This window comes from Gordonia sp. NB41Y, assembly GCF_030718915.1.
GTDB classification, from domain to species: Bacteria; Actinomycetota; Actinomycetes; order Mycobacteriales; family Mycobacteriaceae; genus Gordonia; species Gordonia desulfuricans.
The window spans coordinates 298,823-315,798 of record NZ_CP132196.1; the positions used below are offsets into that span (position 1 = coordinate 298,823).

11 protein-coding genes and 1 pseudogene are annotated in these 16,976 nt (G+C 68.2%); 10 read left to right on the top strand and 2 right to left on the bottom strand.

Annotation, left to right across the window (positions count from 1 at the left end; all coding sequences use genetic code 11):
* The first annotated feature begins 159 nt into the window (after window positions 1–159).
* From Q9K23_RS01190 to Q9K23_RS01210, 5 genes and pseudogenes are all read left to right on the top strand, one after another.
* Window positions 160–2,181 carry a glycosyltransferase gene (locus Q9K23_RS01190; RefSeq protein WP_305950351.1) on the top strand — a complete coding sequence of 674 codons (2,022 nt, stop codon included), beginning with the start codon at window positions 160–162 and terminating at the stop codon, window positions 2,179–2,181.
* Window positions 2,178–4,412, top strand: coding sequence for a hypothetical protein (locus Q9K23_RS01195; protein ID WP_261977894.1), 2,235 nt, complete (start codon window positions 2,178–2,180; stop codon window positions 4,410–4,412). The genes Q9K23_RS01190 and Q9K23_RS01195 overlap by 4 nt, the downstream gene beginning before the upstream one ends.
* Window positions 4,409–4,609: a hypothetical protein gene (locus Q9K23_RS01200; protein WP_053777203.1), complete on the top strand. Its 201-nt coding sequence runs from the start codon at window positions 4,409–4,411 to the stop codon at window positions 4,607–4,609. Before Q9K23_RS01195 ends, Q9K23_RS01200 begins: the two co-directional genes overlap by 4 nt.
* A complete protein-coding gene (locus Q9K23_RS01205; RefSeq protein ID WP_020790812.1) occupies window positions 4,606–5,505 on the top strand; it encodes a glycoside hydrolase family 16 protein in 900 nt (299 codons plus the stop codon). The genes Q9K23_RS01200 and Q9K23_RS01205 overlap by 4 nt, the downstream gene beginning before the upstream one ends.
* A 557-nt stretch (window positions 5,506–6,062) precedes the next feature.
* Window positions 6,063–7,137 (top strand): annotated as a pseudogene (locus tag Q9K23_RS01210) (IS630 family transposase).
* Between the two features lie 380 nt (window positions 7,138–7,517).
* On the opposite strand, the gene Q9K23_RS01215 reads toward Q9K23_RS01210, so the two are convergent.
* Together Q9K23_RS01215 and Q9K23_RS01220 are read right to left on the bottom strand one after the other, a co-directional pair.
* Complete coding sequence (locus Q9K23_RS01215) at window positions 7,518–8,795, bottom strand: oligosaccharide flippase family protein (protein ID WP_053776513.1); 1,278 nt, start codon at window positions 8,793–8,795, stop codon at window positions 7,518–7,520.
* On the bottom strand, window positions 8,792–9,646 hold the full coding sequence (locus Q9K23_RS01220) for a glycosyltransferase family 2 protein (RefSeq protein ID WP_020792371.1): 855 nt from the start codon (window positions 9,644–9,646) through the stop codon (window positions 8,792–8,794). The genes Q9K23_RS01215 and Q9K23_RS01220 overlap by 4 nt, the downstream gene beginning before the upstream one ends.
* 248 nt (window positions 9,647–9,894) lie before the next feature.
* Between Q9K23_RS01220 and Q9K23_RS01225 the strand changes: the two genes are divergently transcribed.
* Genes Q9K23_RS01225 through Q9K23_RS01245 form a run of 5 tightly spaced genes read left to right on the top strand, consistent with a single transcriptional unit; the run spans window position 9,895 to window position 16,464 of the window.
* On the top strand, window positions 9,895–10,728 hold the full coding sequence (locus Q9K23_RS01225) for a 2-amino-3,7-dideoxy-D-threo-hept-6-ulosonate synthase (RefSeq protein WP_020792368.1): 834 nt from the start codon (window positions 9,895–9,897) through the stop codon (window positions 10,726–10,728).
* A 58-nt stretch (window positions 10,729–10,786) separates the two neighbouring features.
* Window positions 10,787–11,938, top strand: a complete 1,152-nt coding sequence (locus Q9K23_RS01230) for a 3-dehydroquinate synthase II (RefSeq protein ID WP_020792370.1) — start codon at window positions 10,787–10,789, stop codon at window positions 11,936–11,938.
* On the top strand, window positions 11,925–14,357 hold the full coding sequence (locus Q9K23_RS01235; RefSeq protein ID WP_305950352.1) for an AMP-binding protein: 2,433 nt from the start codon (window positions 11,925–11,927) through the stop codon (window positions 14,355–14,357). Before Q9K23_RS01230 ends, Q9K23_RS01235 begins: the two co-directional genes overlap by 14 nt.
* Complete coding sequence (locus Q9K23_RS01240) at window positions 14,354–15,199, top strand: beta-1,6-N-acetylglucosaminyltransferase (protein ID WP_053776511.1); 846 nt, start codon at window positions 14,354–14,356, stop codon at window positions 15,197–15,199. The genes Q9K23_RS01235 and Q9K23_RS01240 overlap by 4 nt, the downstream gene beginning before the upstream one ends.
* Window positions 15,196–16,464, top strand: a complete 1,269-nt coding sequence (locus Q9K23_RS01245; protein ID WP_152972625.1) for a polysaccharide biosynthesis protein — start codon at window positions 15,196–15,198, stop codon at window positions 16,462–16,464. Before Q9K23_RS01240 ends, Q9K23_RS01245 begins: the two co-directional genes overlap by 4 nt.
* Window positions 16,465–16,976: the final 512 nt, after the last annotated feature.

The following is a 16,976-nucleotide window of genomic DNA, read 5'->3' on the forward strand; positions in this document are numbered from 1 at the left end:
CCCCGGAATCGTGAGGTCGGCGCCACACTCCGGGCGCACGATCAGGCCCGAACGGACACCCCGGATGACCGATTCGATAGCCTCGACTACACTAGCTTAGCCTCACCTTAGTGCCAGTTCAGGTGAATTGTTTCCGAAGAGATGTTTGGAGCCCTCCCGGTGCCCTCTGCCCACCCGCGTGCCATCAGCGTCTGCGTGGTCATCTGTTGCTATACGGCTGACCGCCGCGACCTGCTGACCCGTGCGATCGACGCCGCCCTCGCCCAGACCGAGGACGGCGACCGCCTCGTGGTGGTGGTCGACCACAACGATGCACTGCGCACCGAACTCGATGCCCGCCTGGCCGGCGACGACCGCGCCACGGTGGTGGCCAACACCGGCACCCGCGGGTTGTCGGGGGCCCGCAACACCGGTGTCGCCAACGCCACACAGGACGTCGTCGTCTTCCTCGACGACGACGCGGTGCTGCGCCCCGGCGGACTGGCCGCCGCCCGCGCCGCCTTCACCGACACCGCCGTCCTGGCGATCGGCGGTCAGGTGGACCCGGCATGGGCCTCCGGTGCCGCACCGCGGTGGTTCCCCGACGAGTTCGGCTGGGTGGTGGGCTGCGACTATCGCGGTATCGCGGCCGACGGCGCCGACATCCGCAATCCGATCGGGGCCGCCATGGCGGTGCGCCGCGTCGAACTGGAGAAGATCGGCGGGTTCACCGACCGGCTCGGGCGCGTCGACGACCTGCCCGTCGGCTGCGAGGAGACCCTGATGGGGATCGAGTTGCACCGCACCTTCCCCGGCGGGCGCATCCTGCGTACCACCGGCCTCGCCGTCGACCACACCGTGTCGCCGTCACGGGAGACGCTGCGCTACTTCATCTCCCGCTGTCGCCACGAAGGCAAGTCCAAGGCCACCCTGCGCCAGATCGCCGGCTCCGGCGATGCCTTCTCCGCGGAGGCCACCTATCTGGTGCGGACCATCGGCTCCGGCGTCGGCCGCTACCTCGGTCAGCTGGTTCGTGGTGATGTCACCGCACTCGCCCGGCTGGCCATGATGCTGATCGGCGTGCTGGCCACCGTCGCCGGTACCGCCGCGGGCACCGTGCGACAGATGCTGACCCCGCGGGGCCGCACCACCGCATCGGACACCGGCTCCGCACCCCGCCGCGCGGTCGGGGCGATCCGCAGCGACGACCTCGTGTCCATCGTCATCCCCACCGTCGGGCGTGACCTGCTGGTCGAGACCGTCGAGGCCGCCCTCGCCCAGGATCACCCGGCCATCGAGGTGATCGTCGTCGACAACCGGCCCACCAGCGGACACACCCGTGCCCTGCTCGCCGATCACACCGACCCGCGGCTGCGGATCGTCGACGAACCCGTCCCGGGTATCTCCGCCGCCCGCAACGCCGGCAACCACGCCGCCCACGGCCGGGTCGTCGCCTTCACCGACGACGACGCCCGACCCCGCCGCGACTGGGTCAGCCAGATCGTCTCCGCGTTCACCGACGACCCCACCGGGACCGTCGCCGTGGTCACCGGTCGCGTGATCGGCGTCGAGGATCCGACACAGTTGCAGGAGATGTTCGAGAACGCCAAGGTCTTCGACAAGGGCGCCGCCGACGTCATCTGGGCACTGAACCCGCACCCCGCCCACCTCGCCGCCGGCGTCTCCGGACCGCACAATGCGTTCTTCCCCTACACCGCGGGCCAGTTCGGCAGCGGCAACAACATGGCCTTCGCCGCCGGCGTTCTCGACGGGATCGGCGGCTTCGACCTACGGCTGGGCACCGGCACCCCGACCCGCGGCGGGGAGGACCTCGACGTGCTGCGGGCGGTGATCCTCGACGGCGACGCCATCGCCTACCGCCCGAATGCCGTCGTGGTGCACTACCACCGCGACAACATGGACGACCTGCGCGTGCAGAGCTACGGCTACGGCACCGGGATGTCGGCGGCCCTGACCAAACTGCTGTTCAGCCGCCACGTGTTCGCGGTGCTGGCCCGCCTCCCGAAGGGGGTGCAACTGCTGCTGGTCCCCGACCAGGAGACCGCGTCGGCATTCGCCCGTGACGGGTGGCCCGCCGAACTCCGGCACCGGGAACTCCGCGGTTATCTCGCCGGCCCGTTCCTGTTCGTCCGCGGACACCTGCGCTACCGCGCGGCCCGACGCGCCGAGGCACAGCGGTGACGGCGACCCTGGAGACCGCAGAACGTCCCGGCTCCCCCGAGGCCGACACCCGCGTCGTCGCCTACGGGTGGAACCCTCGCACCACCTTGTGGATCGGCGCGGTCCTCGCCGCGCTCCTGGTGGTCGTCGACATCCTGGTTGCGGCCGGGGTCGACGCACCCCCGGCCTGGGCGCGGACCCTGATCGTGTGCGCCGGAGTGCTCCTGCTGCCGGGAATCCCGATCGTGGTGGCGCTGCGGGTCCCGGGTCGGGCGTTGTCGACGGTGCTCATCGTCGCGGTGTCGACGTCCACGCAGATCCTGGTGACCCAGGGCACCATCATCCAAGAGCTGTGGAACCCGCTCGTCACCCAGGCGGTCATCGCGGTCGCATCGTTGCTCGGCTGCCTGTGGGCGTTCCGATCGGTGCCCGGGACCACCCGGTCGCCGTCGTCGCGGCTCGGTCGCGCCGACTGGACCCTTCGGCGTTGGCTCTCACTCGCCGGTCTGGCCGCGTCGCTGGTCTGCTTCATCGTCGCCGCCGACCTGCTCGACATCCTCACCGTCGGACACTTCGGTGTGATCGCCCACCTCACGATCTGGTACTTCGTCGGTCTCGGTCTGCTCGCGGCCGTGATCGTCGTCGGCGTGACCGCACGCCGGCTCGATCCGATCGTGTTGTCGGCGAGTGTGGTGATGGCCGTCGTGTACAACACGATGCTGGTCGGCGCCGCCACCGGCGAGACCTCGATCCCCACATCGTTCGTCCACCGCGGATTCATCAACGTGCTCGCCGAGGGACATCGGCTTCCCGACCACATCGATGCCCGGTTCAGCTGGGCCGGCTTCTTCTCGCTGTTCGCGCACGTACAGACCGCGGCGGGCCTCGACGACACCGTCGACCTGCTGGTGTGGGCTCCGCTGGTGGCCGGGGTCGCGTTGTCGTTCGGGCTCTACGCGATCGCGGTCGCGATCACCGGCCGTGCGCGGCTGGCATGGGTAGCGGTGCTGCTCTACCACGGGTTCAACTGGTATCAGCAGGACTACTTCGCCCCCCAGGCGCTGGCCACGATCGGCTACGTCGCGATCATCGGCGTGCTGCTCTGGCAACTCCGCGCGGCCCCGCTGCCCGACCCCGGCACCCGCGGTGTCCGACGGATCGTCGGTCTGCTGCGCCGTACCCCGGGGCGAGTCCCCGGTTACGGGCCCGGCCGCACCCTGGCGATGGAGATCGTCCTGCTGCTGATCGTGACGGCGCTGGTCGTCGCTCACCAGATGACGCCGATCCTCACCGTGATGGCGCTGGTGGCGTTCGCCGTCACCGGCACCACCCGCTATCGCACCCTCTGGATCGCGGCCGGCCTGATCTTCGCCGCATGGTTCTCCTACGGCGCCACCGACTTCTGGTTCGGTCACATGCAGTCGATCGTCGACGACATCGGCCAGGTGGGACAGTCGGTGGGTTCGGGTGTCAGCGATCGCCTCAACGGTGACCCCACCTACACGCGAATGCAGTATCTCCGCATGCTGGCCTCCGGCGGGTTCGCCGCGGTCGCCTTTGTCGGGTGGTGCCTGAACCGTTCCTCGCGTGCCTGGCTGGTCGGCGGATTGCTCAGTGCCGCACCATTTCTCCTCGTTGTCCTGCAGAGCTACGGCGGCGAGATGGTGATCCGTTCGTTCCTGCTGGCGTCCCCGATGCTCGCCCCGTATGCGGCGCTCGCACTGGCCTCCGTCGGCGCGATGGTGCGTCGCGCCATCCCCCACCCGGCACGCTGGTCGCGTATCGCCGGGCTGGTGCTGATCTGGCTCGGCGTCGTCGCACTGGGCTGCCTGGAGACCACCAACCGCGGCCTGAACACGGCCTTCGAGGCCTCCACCCGTGACGAAGTGGTCCTCAGCATGGACTTCATCCAGTCGGTCGAACCCGAGACGCGGGTGATGAGCATCGGTCACGCACCCCACACGATCGCGCCCCGACGGGTCCTCGATCCCACCGGCCCGCGGTTCTCCTACATCGATTCCAACGAATGCCTCGAGAACCTCGGCGAGTGTGTCGCCGAGCGGTCACCCGACTACGTCTACATCACGAACCAGGGAATGAAAATGTCTGCGCTGCAATACGGTGCCGATACCGATCGGGCGCAGGCGCAGATCGACGGGCTCGTCGCATCGGGCGCCTACGAGGTGATCACCCGGACCGACAGCATCGAGATCCTGCGGGCCACCGGCCGCGAGGAGGCGGGTACCCGATGAGTTTCACCGTCGTGTTCTTCATCGCCAGCGGACTGCTGATCGCCGCCGGCATGGTGTTGCGGGAGGTGCAGGTCGGCGACGGCGGCACCGAAGGCCGTGGCCCGCTGGCCCATCGGATCAGCATCGTGCTGGCGATCCTGGTCATCCTGTCCGCAGGTCTCACCCTGCACCGTCTGATCGACATGGCCCTCTCATGACCCTTCGCCGACGCCTGCTGGGAGTGGCGCTCGGAGCGGTTGTCGCACTGCTCCTCGGTGGTTGCGCGATCTTCGCCGACGACCCCGAGCCCACCAATCGCTGCGTCCGCACCGGAACGGTGGAGGGCTCGGGTCAGGCCCCGACCGATGTCGACCCGACGCTGTGGAAATCGACGTTCGTCGACACCTTCGATCGGTGCGACCTGGGCTCGAGCTGGAGCACCTACTCCGGCCGGCCCGGCGGAAACCCGGTGGGCCACTGGGACAAGACGATGGTGTCGGTCGGCGACGGCGTGCTCACCCTCTCGGGCAAGCGCACCTCGGCGGGTTGGGTGACCGGCGGCGTGTCGAACTACCCCGTCACCCAGCAGTACGGGCGCTGGGAGATCCGGATGCGGGCCGAACACTCCGCGGACCTCTCGTATCACATGCTGCTGTGGCCGCAGAACGAGCAGTGGCCGCCGGAGATCGACTTCGCCGAGAGCGTCGCCTCCGAACGCGACGCGATGTCGGCGTTCGTGCACTGGAAGGCCGACGGCAGCAACGAGAAGGCGCACGCCGACCTCACCGGGGACTTCGCCGAGTGGCACACCGTCGGCGTGGAGTGGCTACCCGGACTCATCCGATATCTGCACAACGGCAAGGTGTGGGCCGAGGTCCGCACCGCGGACATGGTCCCGAGCACCCCCATGTGGCTGGGTCTGCAGGTGGAGGCCGGTGCGTGCGAGCGCCGCGCCGATTGGGGCCTCAACCCGTGCAACGACCACGAACCGCGCCCCGAGCGCGCCGAGGTCGAGATCGACTGGGTCGCCGTCTACGAGCCCGTCGACGACGAAAAGGCTTTCCTGACCGCCGGATACGGCAAACCCACACCGGGCGCAGTGCAGATCAAGTAGAGACTCGCCGAAAGACGCTGCGCCGGTGCGAGTCGATCCCGACTCAACCACCAAATCTTGTTGCAGCCCTTGCTGGTTGAGCCGACGAAGAGCGCTAGCGACAAGTCGAGTCGAAACCTCCGCCGGCCGACCTCGCGAGGTAACCCACGTCCAAGCGGGTCACCAACACCGTCGACTCACCAGGTTTCGACACGGGTCCTCGCCCTTCCGGCTCGGTCCCGGCTCAACCACCAAATCATGGTGCCGCCGTTGATGGTTGGGGCCATAAGCCTCAAATCACCGTGTCACTGCGTGCTGGTTTCTATCGATCACCGTTCAACCATTGCTGGTTGAGCCGACGCGGAGCGCTAGCGACAAGTCGTGTCGAAACCTCCGCCGCCCGAACTCGCGACGTAACCTACGTCCAACCGGGCCACCAACACCGTCGGCTCACCGGGTTTCGGCAACGCCCGTCTCAACCCAATACGGTTGCTGCCATTGCTGGTTGAGCCGACGAGGAGCGCTAGTGGTTAGTGTCGTTAGTTCCTAAATTCTTGTGGATTTGTGAGAATTACCGCATGGCTAATTCTCCGGCCCCAGCATTGATCCTTCGGGATGGTGATCGGGATGTGTTGTTGTCGTGGACGCGTGCCACGACGATCTCTTCGGGCCTGGCGTTGCGTGCCCGGATCGTGTTGCTGGCCGCTGACGGGCTCGCGAACGCACCGATCGCGGACGCAACCGCAACGACCACGACAACGGTATGGAAGTGGCGTAAACGCTATATCCAGCAAGGCATATGCGGTCTCGACGATGCCCCTCGGTCCGGGCGACCCCGACATGTCGATCCCGAACGGATCATCACCACAACTCTGAAGCCACCACCGAAGAAGTACGGGGTCACCCACTGGTCCTCACGGTTGCTGGCCGAGCACCTCGGTATCGGTAACGCCACGGTGGCCCGGGCATGGCGGGCCTACGGGGTACAACCCTGGCGAGCCGAGACATTCACGTTCTCCACCGACCCGGAGTTGGTAGCCAAGGTCACCGACGTGGTCGGGGGAGTATCTGGCCCCACCAGACAATGCGATCGTGCTGTGTGTGGACGAGAAAAGCCAGATCCAAGCGTTGGACCGGACCGCCCCCATGCTGCCGGTCCGGCCCGGTGATGTGGAACGACGTACCCATGACTACAAGCGTCACGGGACGACGACGTTGTTCGCCGCGTTGGAGATCGCGACCGGGCAAGTCACCGCAGCGGTCAAGCCGAAACACCGGCGCCAGGAGTTCCTGTCGTTCCTCCGGCAGATCGACCGCGCCTACCCTGACCAGGAGCTGCACGTGGTCATGGACAACTACGCCACCCACAAGACCCCCGAAGTACGGGCCTGGCTACAGGCGCATCCGAGGTTCCACACCCATTTCACCCCGACTTCGGGTTCCTGGCTCAACCTGGTCGAGGTGTGGTTCGCGATCATCGACCGGCAAGCGATCCGCCGCGGCATCTTCACCAGCGTCACCGACCTCAACGCCAAGATCCGGCAATTCATCACCGGCTGGAACAATCGGAAACATCCATTCGTCTGGACGAAGACCGCCGATGAAATCCTGAAAAAGGCCAACCGTCAAACAATTTCAGAAACGAACCACTAGCGACAAGTCGAGTCGAAACCTCCGCCGGCCGACCTCGCGAGGTAACCCACGTCCAAGCGGGTCACCAACACCGTCAGCTCACCAGGTTTCGACACGGGTCCTCGCCCTTCCGGCTCGGTCCCGGCTCAACCACCAAATCTTGTTGCCGCCCTTGCAAGTCGAAACCTCCGCCGGCCGACCTCGCGACGTAACCTACGTCCAACCGGGTCACCAACACCGTCGACTCACCAGGTTTCGACACGGGTCCTCGCCCTTCCGGCTCGGTCCCGGCTCAACCACCAAATCATGGTGCCGCCATTGAAAGTCGATATGATCCCGGCTCAACCACCAAATCATGGTGCCGCCGTTACGGTCGTGCGGATCCCGACTCAACTACCGAATCATGCTGCAGGCGCCAGCGGAGCCAGGCCCAGCACGGCCCGGGCCAACGGCACGGCCACCAGGACGGCGGCGGTGGATTCGGCGATGACCATCGCCCAACCGGCCGACACGAGGCCGTACTCACCGATCCAGAGGGTGGTGAGGGTCAGCATGATGGTCGCGCTGACGATCTGGACGGCCAGCGCCGGAGCCAGATTGCACCGCACCCGGCACACGCCCACGAAGCACAGGGCGACCGCAGCGGGCGGCAGCGCCAGGGCACCCACCCGCAGCAGCGGTGTGCCGAACTCGGCGTAGTCGGGTCCTGCGATCCGCAGGATGATCGGACCGAGGAACGCCAGGCACAGCGCTGCGGCGCTCGCTCCACCGATCAGCGTCGCGACGAAGGTGCGGGTGTGTCTCAGCGACGAGCCATCCGAGGTGTCGGCGGTCGCCGAGTCCGTACTCGTCGCCGCCACATACGGTCCGATCAGCATGGTCAACAACACGAGTACGGCGCTCACCAGCGACCACACGATGGAGAAATAGGCGTTCTGCGCCGCGCCCACCCTGCCGATCACGATCGGCGGGAGGATCAACGGCGTGATGGCACCGGCCACGTAGACGCCGTAGTTGCCGAGCAGGAACCGCCCCTGAACACCCTTCGACGGCAACAGATGTCCGGCGGGTACAGAACGGGCGCGCTCTGCGAGTTCACGTGCGGCCCACCACCACACCACCCCGCCGGTGATGGCGGCGAGCAGAATCCAGGAACCGACCAGTCCCATCCGGTCGGCGCCCACGGCGAAGACGACGACCGCGGCGAGCTTCGCCACCGCATGCACCACGTTCTTGCCCGCCGCCCAGTGGGCGCGCTCCATGGCGATGCTCAGGTGGTCGAGCAGGGCGAACATCGACAGCACGACGACGATCAGTGGGAACAGCGCCATCTCGCCCATGCCGTCGAACATCTCGCCGGTGGGACCCACCAGGAGGAAACCGACGCCGAGCAGTGCGCCGCACCCGGCGCCGACAGCGAGCCCGATACCCGGCAGCCATCGCGCACGGTCACCCGCGAGCGGCAGGAACCGTTCGAGATAGGCACCGATACCGAGGTTCCCGAATGCGGAGAGCATCGTCGCGGTGGTGATCACCGCCGCAGCGGCACCCACCTCACGCGCCGGGTACAGCCGGCCGGCCAGCACCCAGTACACCAGCCCCATCGCGGCGGTCAGCAGCCCGGAGACCGCCAGCGCCAGGGAACTACGTGCGAGTGACGAACGCTCGCGAACACTCAACCCGCGAGCTCGTCGGCGGCCTTCTCCACCGCGGCACCGGCGCGCACACCGCTACGCACCTTGGACCGATGATCCTTCCAGTGCGCGAACTCCTGGTTGATGGTGCGCAGCACACGCATTCCGTCGCTGTAGGCGTTGAGATTGCTGCGCCCGTGCAGTCGCGGACCCTCGAAACTCCCGACCTCGCTGATCTTCAGCCCCGCAGTGGCCAGACGGACGTTGATCACGGTCTCGATCTCGAATCCGTCGCCCCACTGGGCGCGGGTGTAGTGGGTCGGGGGCAGCTCGATCTGCTCGGCATGACGCGCCCAGAAAGCGTTGTAGCCGTAGCACAGGTCGGTGAACTTCGTATGGAAGTAGGTGTTCACGATCTGGTTCAGGGCCTTGTTGCCCCAGCGGCGCAGCGTGGTGATGTCGGTACTGCCGCCGGCGCCGACGAACCGGCTTCCCTTGGCGAGGTCGGCACCGTCGAGCAGAGCCTGGACGAACAGCGGGATCTCGGCGGGGTCGGTGGACCCGTCGGCATCGATCATCACGATGATGTCGCCGGTGCAGGCCTCGATACCGCAGGCCAGGGCGTTGCCCTTGCCGGAACGGGTCTGCGTGACAAACGTGGCGTCGGGCCAGAGCTTGCGGGCGACGGCGACCGTGTCATCGGCGGAATGCCCGTCGACGAAGACGATCTGATCGATCCCGAGGGGCATGCGGTACGCAACGTAGGGGAGGTTCTTCGCCTCGTTCATGGCCGGGATGATGACCGACACACTCGGCCGGGGCTTACCCGAGTCGGCCGACGGTACCGCCGAGATCCCGTGCAGCCCGGTCACCGTGGATCTGGCATGGTCGTACATGAAATGCTCCGCTCGTTGCGGTCGGACAGTGGGAGTTGGGTCTCGGCAGCTTGCGCCAAACCTGAACCGAAGGTAAGCCTAACCAAAAGAAAGAGCAAACCTCAATATCGGACACCGTGGTCCAACTCACACGGTACCCCGAATTGCGTCCATCCTGCAGGGTAGCCTACCCTAATGCTTTGTCGCCAGAGTCGTTTGCCGACATATCCGACATTCCCTGCTGAGTCCCATGGAGCCAGGAGCATCAGATGAGCAACATCCCGGACGGTCATCGCCGCCCACCTGCGTACGGGGGCAAGGCAATCCGACTGTCCCGGATCACCGACCCGGCAACCCGGCGAGCGCAGATCGTGCCGCTCGACCACTCGGTGACGATCGGGCCGCTCGGACCACGCAACCATACCGAGAACATCGTGCGGATGCTGTCCCGCACCGCCTGCGACGCGGTGGTGCTCCACCGAGGACGCGTGGCGCAGATCGCTCCGGAGGCCTTCACCGGCATGGGGCTGATCGTCCACCTGTCCGCGAGCACGTCCCTCGCACTGGACTCCGATGCCAAGGTGATCGTCGGCGGCGTCGACGCAGCTCTGCGATCGGGCGCCGACGCGGTGAGCATCCACGTCAATGTCGGGTCGGAGACCGAGACCCAGCAGCTCACCGACCTCGCCGCGGTGTCGCGGGAGTGCCAGGTCCTCGGAGTCCCGCTGCTGGCCATGATGTACGCGCGGGGTCCCCGGCAGGCTCCCCGTCCCGACGCCGCGACCGTCGCCCACCTCGCGGCGATCGCCACCGACCTCGGTGCCGACATGGTCAAGCTCGACTACACCGGTTCCCCCGAGTCGATGGAACGGGTCGTCGACACCACTCCCCTGCCGATCTACGTCGCCGGCGGTGCGACCCGCAGCGACGACGACGCGATCGCCTTCGGTGCCGAGGTCCTGCAAGGCGGCGTCGCCGGACTCAGCTTCGGCCGCAACATCTTCGACGCCGACGACCCGGCCCGAGTGGTCAACACCCTGGCCGACCTCGTCCACCGGCGCGTCGTACCGACCGACATCCTGCCCGCCCTCGAATCGGCCTGACCAGCCCGTCCCGCCCGATCCGCAGCGGCCGATCCATTCACTTTCACAGGAGACCACCATGGCACCGAGCACCCCCACCACCATCGTCACCGACCACATCGTCCCGGAAGCCGACGCCGGCAACCGCGTCCGCACCGCCGGGCACTTCGGTTGGGTCGATGTCCGCGGGCTGACCGGACCGGTGCGTGACGCGGTCATCGCCGCCGCGCTCAACCAGGGCCTCGACGGCATCGTCGCCGACGACCCGGCGGTCCTGTCCGACCTTCCCCCGACCATCCGTCGCATCCTGGCCGCCGACCACGGCGATCTCGACGATGCGCTCCTGCTGTCGGAGGCCACCGATCCCGAGACGACCGCGCCGAACCCGGCCGCCGTGCACGTCATCGTCTCCGATGCCCCGACCCTTACCCGCGCCTGCGATCTGGTGCGGGTGACCCCGTGGACGGTGCTGACCTTCACCGATCCCACCAAGATCCCGCTCGAGATCGTGATCGCCGCAGCCGAGAACTCCGGCGGCAAGACCATCACCGTCGTCAACGACATCGAGGACGCCGAGATCGTGAAGCTGGTCCTCGAGCACGGCTCCGACGGCCTGCTGCTGGCCCCGCGTCACGCCGACGACGTGGTCGCACTCGCCCAGATCCTCACCCCGTCGGCCGACCGCGTCGAGCTGTCGCACCTGACCGTCACCACCGTCGAGCACATCGGGATGGGCGAGCGCGCCTGCATCGACACCTGCTCGCTGCTCGAACTCGACGAGGGCTGCCTGATCGGCTCGTTCGCATCCGGAATGTTCTTGTCGTGCAGCGAAACCCACCCGTTGCCGTACATGCCGACCCGGCCCTTCCGCTGGAATGCCGGCGCCGTGCACTCCTACGTGATGACCCCCGACAACCGCACCCGTTACGTGAGCGAGCTGCGCGCCGGTCAGCCGATCCTGGCCGTGCGTTCCGACGGCACCGCCCGTGAGGTGCGTATCGGGCGCGTCAAGATCGAGCGACGCCCCCTGATCTCCATCACCGCCACCAGCCCGGACGGCAAGACGATCAACGTGATCGCCCAGGACGACTGGCATGTGCGGCTGCTGGGCCCCGGCGGCAGCGTCAACAACGTCACCGAGCTCAAGGCCGGCGACGTGCTGCTCGGATACGTCCCCACCGAGGCGCGGCACGTGGGTTTGCCCATCACCGAGTTCTGTGACGAACGCTGAGACACTCACCGGCCGTTTCGCCGCGACGGTCGGCGCCCACGCCGTCCGGACGGCGCTGCGCGTCGGTGAGCGGGTCCTGACCTACGCACAGCTCGCCCGGGAGATCGCCGACCGCACGCCGGTGCTCACCCGGGACCTGCCGGCAGATCGTCCGGTACCGGTGGTCGCCGACGGCTCCCCGGACGCGGTGCTCGATCTGCTGACGATCCTGTTCTCCACGCACCCGTTGGTGGCGATCGATGCGTCGTCGCCGCGGTCCCGGGTCGCGGTGATCCGGGAGCAGGCCGAGGCGCTCACGCTGCCCGGATGTGCGCTGCTGGCGTTCACGTCGGGTTCCACCGGTGCCCCCAAGGCCGTCCGCCAGGGCCATGCCCTGTGGCTCAACCAGGCCGACGAACTGGCCGCGGAGCTCGGGATCGTCCCCGGAACCGCTGTGGCACAGGCACTGCCGATCGCCTTCGGTGGCGGCCTCGACATCACCGTGACCACCCTGCTGGCCGGTGGCGAGCTCCACCTGATCGACGCACGTCTCGACGGCGTCGCCGACACCGTCGCGACCCTCACCCGGTGGCATGCCGATTCGGTGCATCTGTCACCGGCGCTGCTGCGTCCCCTGCTGGCCGAGTCCGGTGCCGAGGCGGCCCTCGCCGCGGTGCGTCTGGTCGCGACCTGCGGAGAGGCGCTCGACGCCGCCGACCTCGCACGACTGCGCGCCGTGGCACCGCACGTCACCTTCGTCAACCGGTCCGGCTCGTCGGAGACCGGCAACCTCGCCTTCGGCGTCTACCCGCCGCAGCGACCGCTGCCCGAGGGAACGGTTCCCGCCGGGAAACTCGCCGCGGGCAAGCAGTTCCGCATCCTCGACGACGACGGATCGGAGCTGGGGCCCGGCGCGACCGGCATCATCGAACTCACCTCCCCGTATCTGTCGCTCGGCTACGTCGTCGACGGTCGGTGCACCGACTTCCCTGAGGTCTCCCCGGGCGTGCGACGCCACCGGCTCGGCGATCGCGGTCGCATCGTCGACGGCGAGCTGCACCTCGCGGGCCGGGTGGACGACACCGTGAAGATCCGCGGCTACCGCGTCGACATCGGTGAGGTCACCGCCGCCGCACGCGCCGTCCCCGGGATCGGCGAGGCCGTGGTGGTCGCGCGCACCGATCTGGACCGCACCGCCCAGGACGGCACCCCCGGCGGCACCGCACTCGTCGCCTACCTCGCTCCCCCGGCCGGCGACTCGCCGCCGTCACTGGCCACCGTGCGCACCACGATGGCCGCCGCGCTCCCGGCGTTCATGGTGCCCACGCACACCGTGTTGCTGTCGGCGTTGCCGCGCAACGCCCGCGGCAAGATCGACCGCGCCGCACTGCCGCTGCCCCCGCGACGCCCCCACCACGTGCCGCCGCGCACCACCACCGAACGACTGCTGGCACCGATGTGGGCGGATCTGCTCGGTGTCGACGAGGTGGGCACCGACGACGATCTCGTCGCACTCGGCGCCGACTCGCTGACCATGGTCACCCTGCTGCGCCGGGTCGAGGACGCCTTCGGTGTCACCCTCCCGGCCTCCGCGCCGGTCACCCACCCGACCCTCGCCGCGATGGCCACCGCGATCGACGCGGCCGGACCAGAACGCACCGGCGGTGACATCGTCGAACTCGGCGAGGGCCACACCGACACCCGGCCGATCGTGTTCGCCTTCGGCGGCGCAGGCGAATCGGCGCTGGCATTCGCACCGCTGGCCCGCCGGTTGTCGGGGTTCCGGGTGATCGGCCTGCACGCGCACGGACTCGAGACACGCGGCATCCCCGACTGGACGGTCACCGCCGCCGCCCGGCGCGGTGTGCGCCACATCCGGGCGATCGCACCACACGGCCCCTACCGCCTCATCGGACATTCCCTGGGTGGGGTGATCGCCACCGAGGCCGCCCGGATACTCACCGCCGACGGGGAGACCGTCGAGCATGTCGTCTACCTCGACACGGTGCTCTCCGGGCCGCTGCAGCGTCGTTCCGGACACCTCTTCACATCTGTCGACCCCGCCGAACAAGCACCGGCACAACCGGATTCGGTGGCGGACCCGGACGCAGCCGGGGCGGACGCCGGTGATCTGTGGCGCACGCGTCTGCACCTGCTCACCGCGGGCTGGTGGCCGCGACCGGCACAGCAGCAGTGGTCGCTGTTCCACGAACTGGGGCGGCGCACCGCGATGCTGCACCGCCTACGCCCCTGGGCGGGTCCGGCCACCGTCGTTCTCGCACAGGACAATCCCGACCCGCACGAGTGGTGGGACACCGTCGCCCCGGCCCACCACGGCATCCACACGGTCCCCGGCGACCACAACGGCATGCTGCGTGCACCGCATGTCGACCACACGGCGGCCGTGGTCACCGACGCGCTCACCGGCGTGCGCACGTGACCGACCGCCACGCGGTGTACGTCATCGCGCACGACGAACCCCGACTGTTCGCCGATCTGGTCGCATCGCTGCGACATCGGCAGATCGACGTGTACGCGCACATCGACGCCCGGGTCGCACCCGAACCGTTCGCCGCGGCACTCGCCACCGACGATCGGGTGCACTTCGTCGCCGATGCCGACCGGGTTCCCGTGCGCTGGGGCGGCTTCAGCGTCGTCTCGGCGGTGCTCTCCCTGATCGAGACGGCTGCGGCGACCGATGTCCCGTATCGGCGGCACACCCTGGTGTCCGGGCGTGACGTGCTGCTGCGATCGGTTCCGGACCTGCTCGCGAGCTGGGCCACCGACACCGAGTACGTCCGGATCGACCACGCCCTGCGTCCCGGTGCGCCGCACGCACACAAGGTGACGCACGTCCACTTCCCGGATCGTCCGGTCCTGCGCCGGATGTCGGGGCGCATCCGGCGGCGCCCGCCCACCCATCCCCTCTACCAGGGATCGATGTGGTGGTCGTTGACCGACGACGCGATGCAGATCGTTCGCTCCGCGATCGCCGACGACCCGAGTTGGTGCGCGGACCTGCGGTTCGCATTGTGCCCGGACGAGATCCTCGTCCCGTCGATCCTCAAGGCATCCCCGCTCGCCGACCGCATCGGTCAGGACTACTCCGAGAGTCCCGCCGCCGACCACATCCTGCACGCCCAGCACTTCATCGACTGGCGCGACGACGACGCCAGCTCTCCGCCGGAACTCGACGACACACTGCTGGCCGAGGCACTCGCCGGCCCCGCACTGTTCGCCCGCAAGGTCGGACCCGGGTGGACCTGGCGGGTGCCGTCATGAGCCGCAGGCCCTCCGGACGAGATCTTCTGGTGCGCAATGCGTCGGCGCTGATGCTGTCGTCGGTCGGCACCGGTGCCCTCGGACTGGTCTACTGGATCATCGCCGAGCATCACTTCCCCACCTCGGAGGTGGGTCGTGCGTCGGCGATCATCAGTTCGGCCACGGTGCTCTCGTCGCTGGCCTGCCTGTCGCTCGGTGGCGCCTACCAACGCTTCCTGCCGGTGTCGGGCGATCGCACGGTGCGGCTGCTACTCGGCGGGCACCTGCTGATCACCGCGACCGCAACCCTGCTCGGCACGGGATTCGTGCTGCTCGGATTCGGTGACCGGCTGCTGTTCTCGACCGGCGAACGGTGGGGTTTCGTCGCGATGGTGATCGTCTTCGCGCAGTACGCGATCTGCGACCCCATCCTCACCGGCCTACGGCAGGCGCCGGCGGTGGCGGCCAAGAACATCGGGTTGTCGGCGATCAAGATCGTTCCGCTCGTCGTCATCACCGCGACCCCGACCGCCTTCGTCATCACCGGTTCCTGGGCGGTGGCGGCGGCGGTGATCACCGCGATCGCCATCTTCCACGGCTTCCGGGTGGCGCTGCGCCGTCGCGACGAGTCCCACGCGCTGCTGCCCGGGGGACGGGAACTGTTGTCGTTCCAGAGCGCGTTCTTCGCGATGATGCTGGTCTCGTCGGTCACCCCACTGGTGCTGCCGCTGCTGGTGGTCCACCAGGCCGGTACCACCCAGAACGCCTACTTCAACCTGGCCTGGACGATGTGCTCGGCGGTCGGGTTGCTGCGCGCGGCAGTCGGGTCGGCGTTCGTGGTCGAGGCGGCCCTGCCCGACGCCGACCGCCCGGCACTGCTTCGTCGCTTCGGCCGGATGCTCGCCGCCGTCACCGCACTCGGTGCCGGCGGACTCGCCATCGGCGGACCCTTGGTCCTGTGGTTCACCGGCCCCGACTATCTGCATGCCGCTGCCCCGCTGATGATGGTGATGGCCGTCGACTCGATCGTGCAGACCTGCGTGACCACCTACTATCTCGTCGCCCAGCTGCAACGGCGTCTGCGCCTGATGGTGGCGGCACAGATCGTCGTCATGGTGCTCACCGTGGGTGGCAGTGCAGTGCTGCTGGGACCGCTGGGACTCGTCGGTGTCGCCGTCGGCTCGCTGAGCGCGTCGGTGGTGGCACTGCTGATCGTCGCCCGGCCGCTCGTCCGCGGCATCCGTGAGATGGCGACCGTGGAACGGCCGGTCGAGCCGGTCGGCTGACGCCTCGGTGGTGTTTGCTGATCGAGCCGGGACTCGTCCGTGGTGGTTGCGTCGACGAGCTCGGCCGTCTGAGGTTTCGACACGCCTCGTCGCTCCGCTCCTCATCGGCTCAACCACCGTGCACCACCCGATGATTGAGCCGGGACTACGTCAGAAGTGGTCACGTCGACGAGCTCGGCCGTCTGAGGTTTCGACACGCCTCGTCGCTCCGCTCCTCACCGGCTCAACCACCGTGCACCACTCGATGATTGAGCCGGGACTACGTCAGAAGTGGTCACGTCGACCAGCTCGGCCGACAGAGGTTTCGACACGCCTCGTCGCCAGATATTGCTGATTGAGCCGGGACCGAGCGAAGCGAGGACCCGAGTCGAAATCTCCGCAGCGCGCGCCGGGAGGCAACCACCTCCGACGTGGTCACGTCGACGAGCTCGGCCGACAGAGGTTTCGACACGCCTCGTCGCTCCGCTCCTCACCGGCTCAACCACCGTGCACCACTCGATGATCGAGCCGGG

Bases quoted from the DNA above. Each gene is read 5' to 3' on its own strand.
- Q9K23_RS01200 (WP_053777203.1), top strand. From the start codon at position 4,409: ATGAGTTTCACCGTCGTGTTCTTCATCGCCAGCGGACTGCTGATCGCC.
- Q9K23_RS01245 (WP_152972625.1), top strand. From the start codon at position 15,196: ATGAGCCGCAGGCCCTCCGGACGAGATCTTCTGGTGCGCAATGCGTCG.
- Q9K23_RS01230 (WP_020792370.1), top strand. From the start codon at position 10,787: ATGGCACCGAGCACCCCCACCACCATCGTCACCGACCACATCGTCCCG.
- Q9K23_RS01225 (WP_020792368.1), top strand. From the start codon at position 9,895: ATGAGCAACATCCCGGACGGTCATCGCCGCCCACCTGCGTACGGGGGC.
- Q9K23_RS01205 (WP_020790812.1), top strand. From the start codon at position 4,606: ATGACCCTTCGCCGACGCCTGCTGGGAGTGGCGCTCGGAGCGGTTGTC.
- Q9K23_RS01220 (WP_020792371.1), bottom strand. From the start codon at position 9,646: ATGTACGACCATGCCAGATCCACGGTGACCGGGCTGCACGGGATCTCG.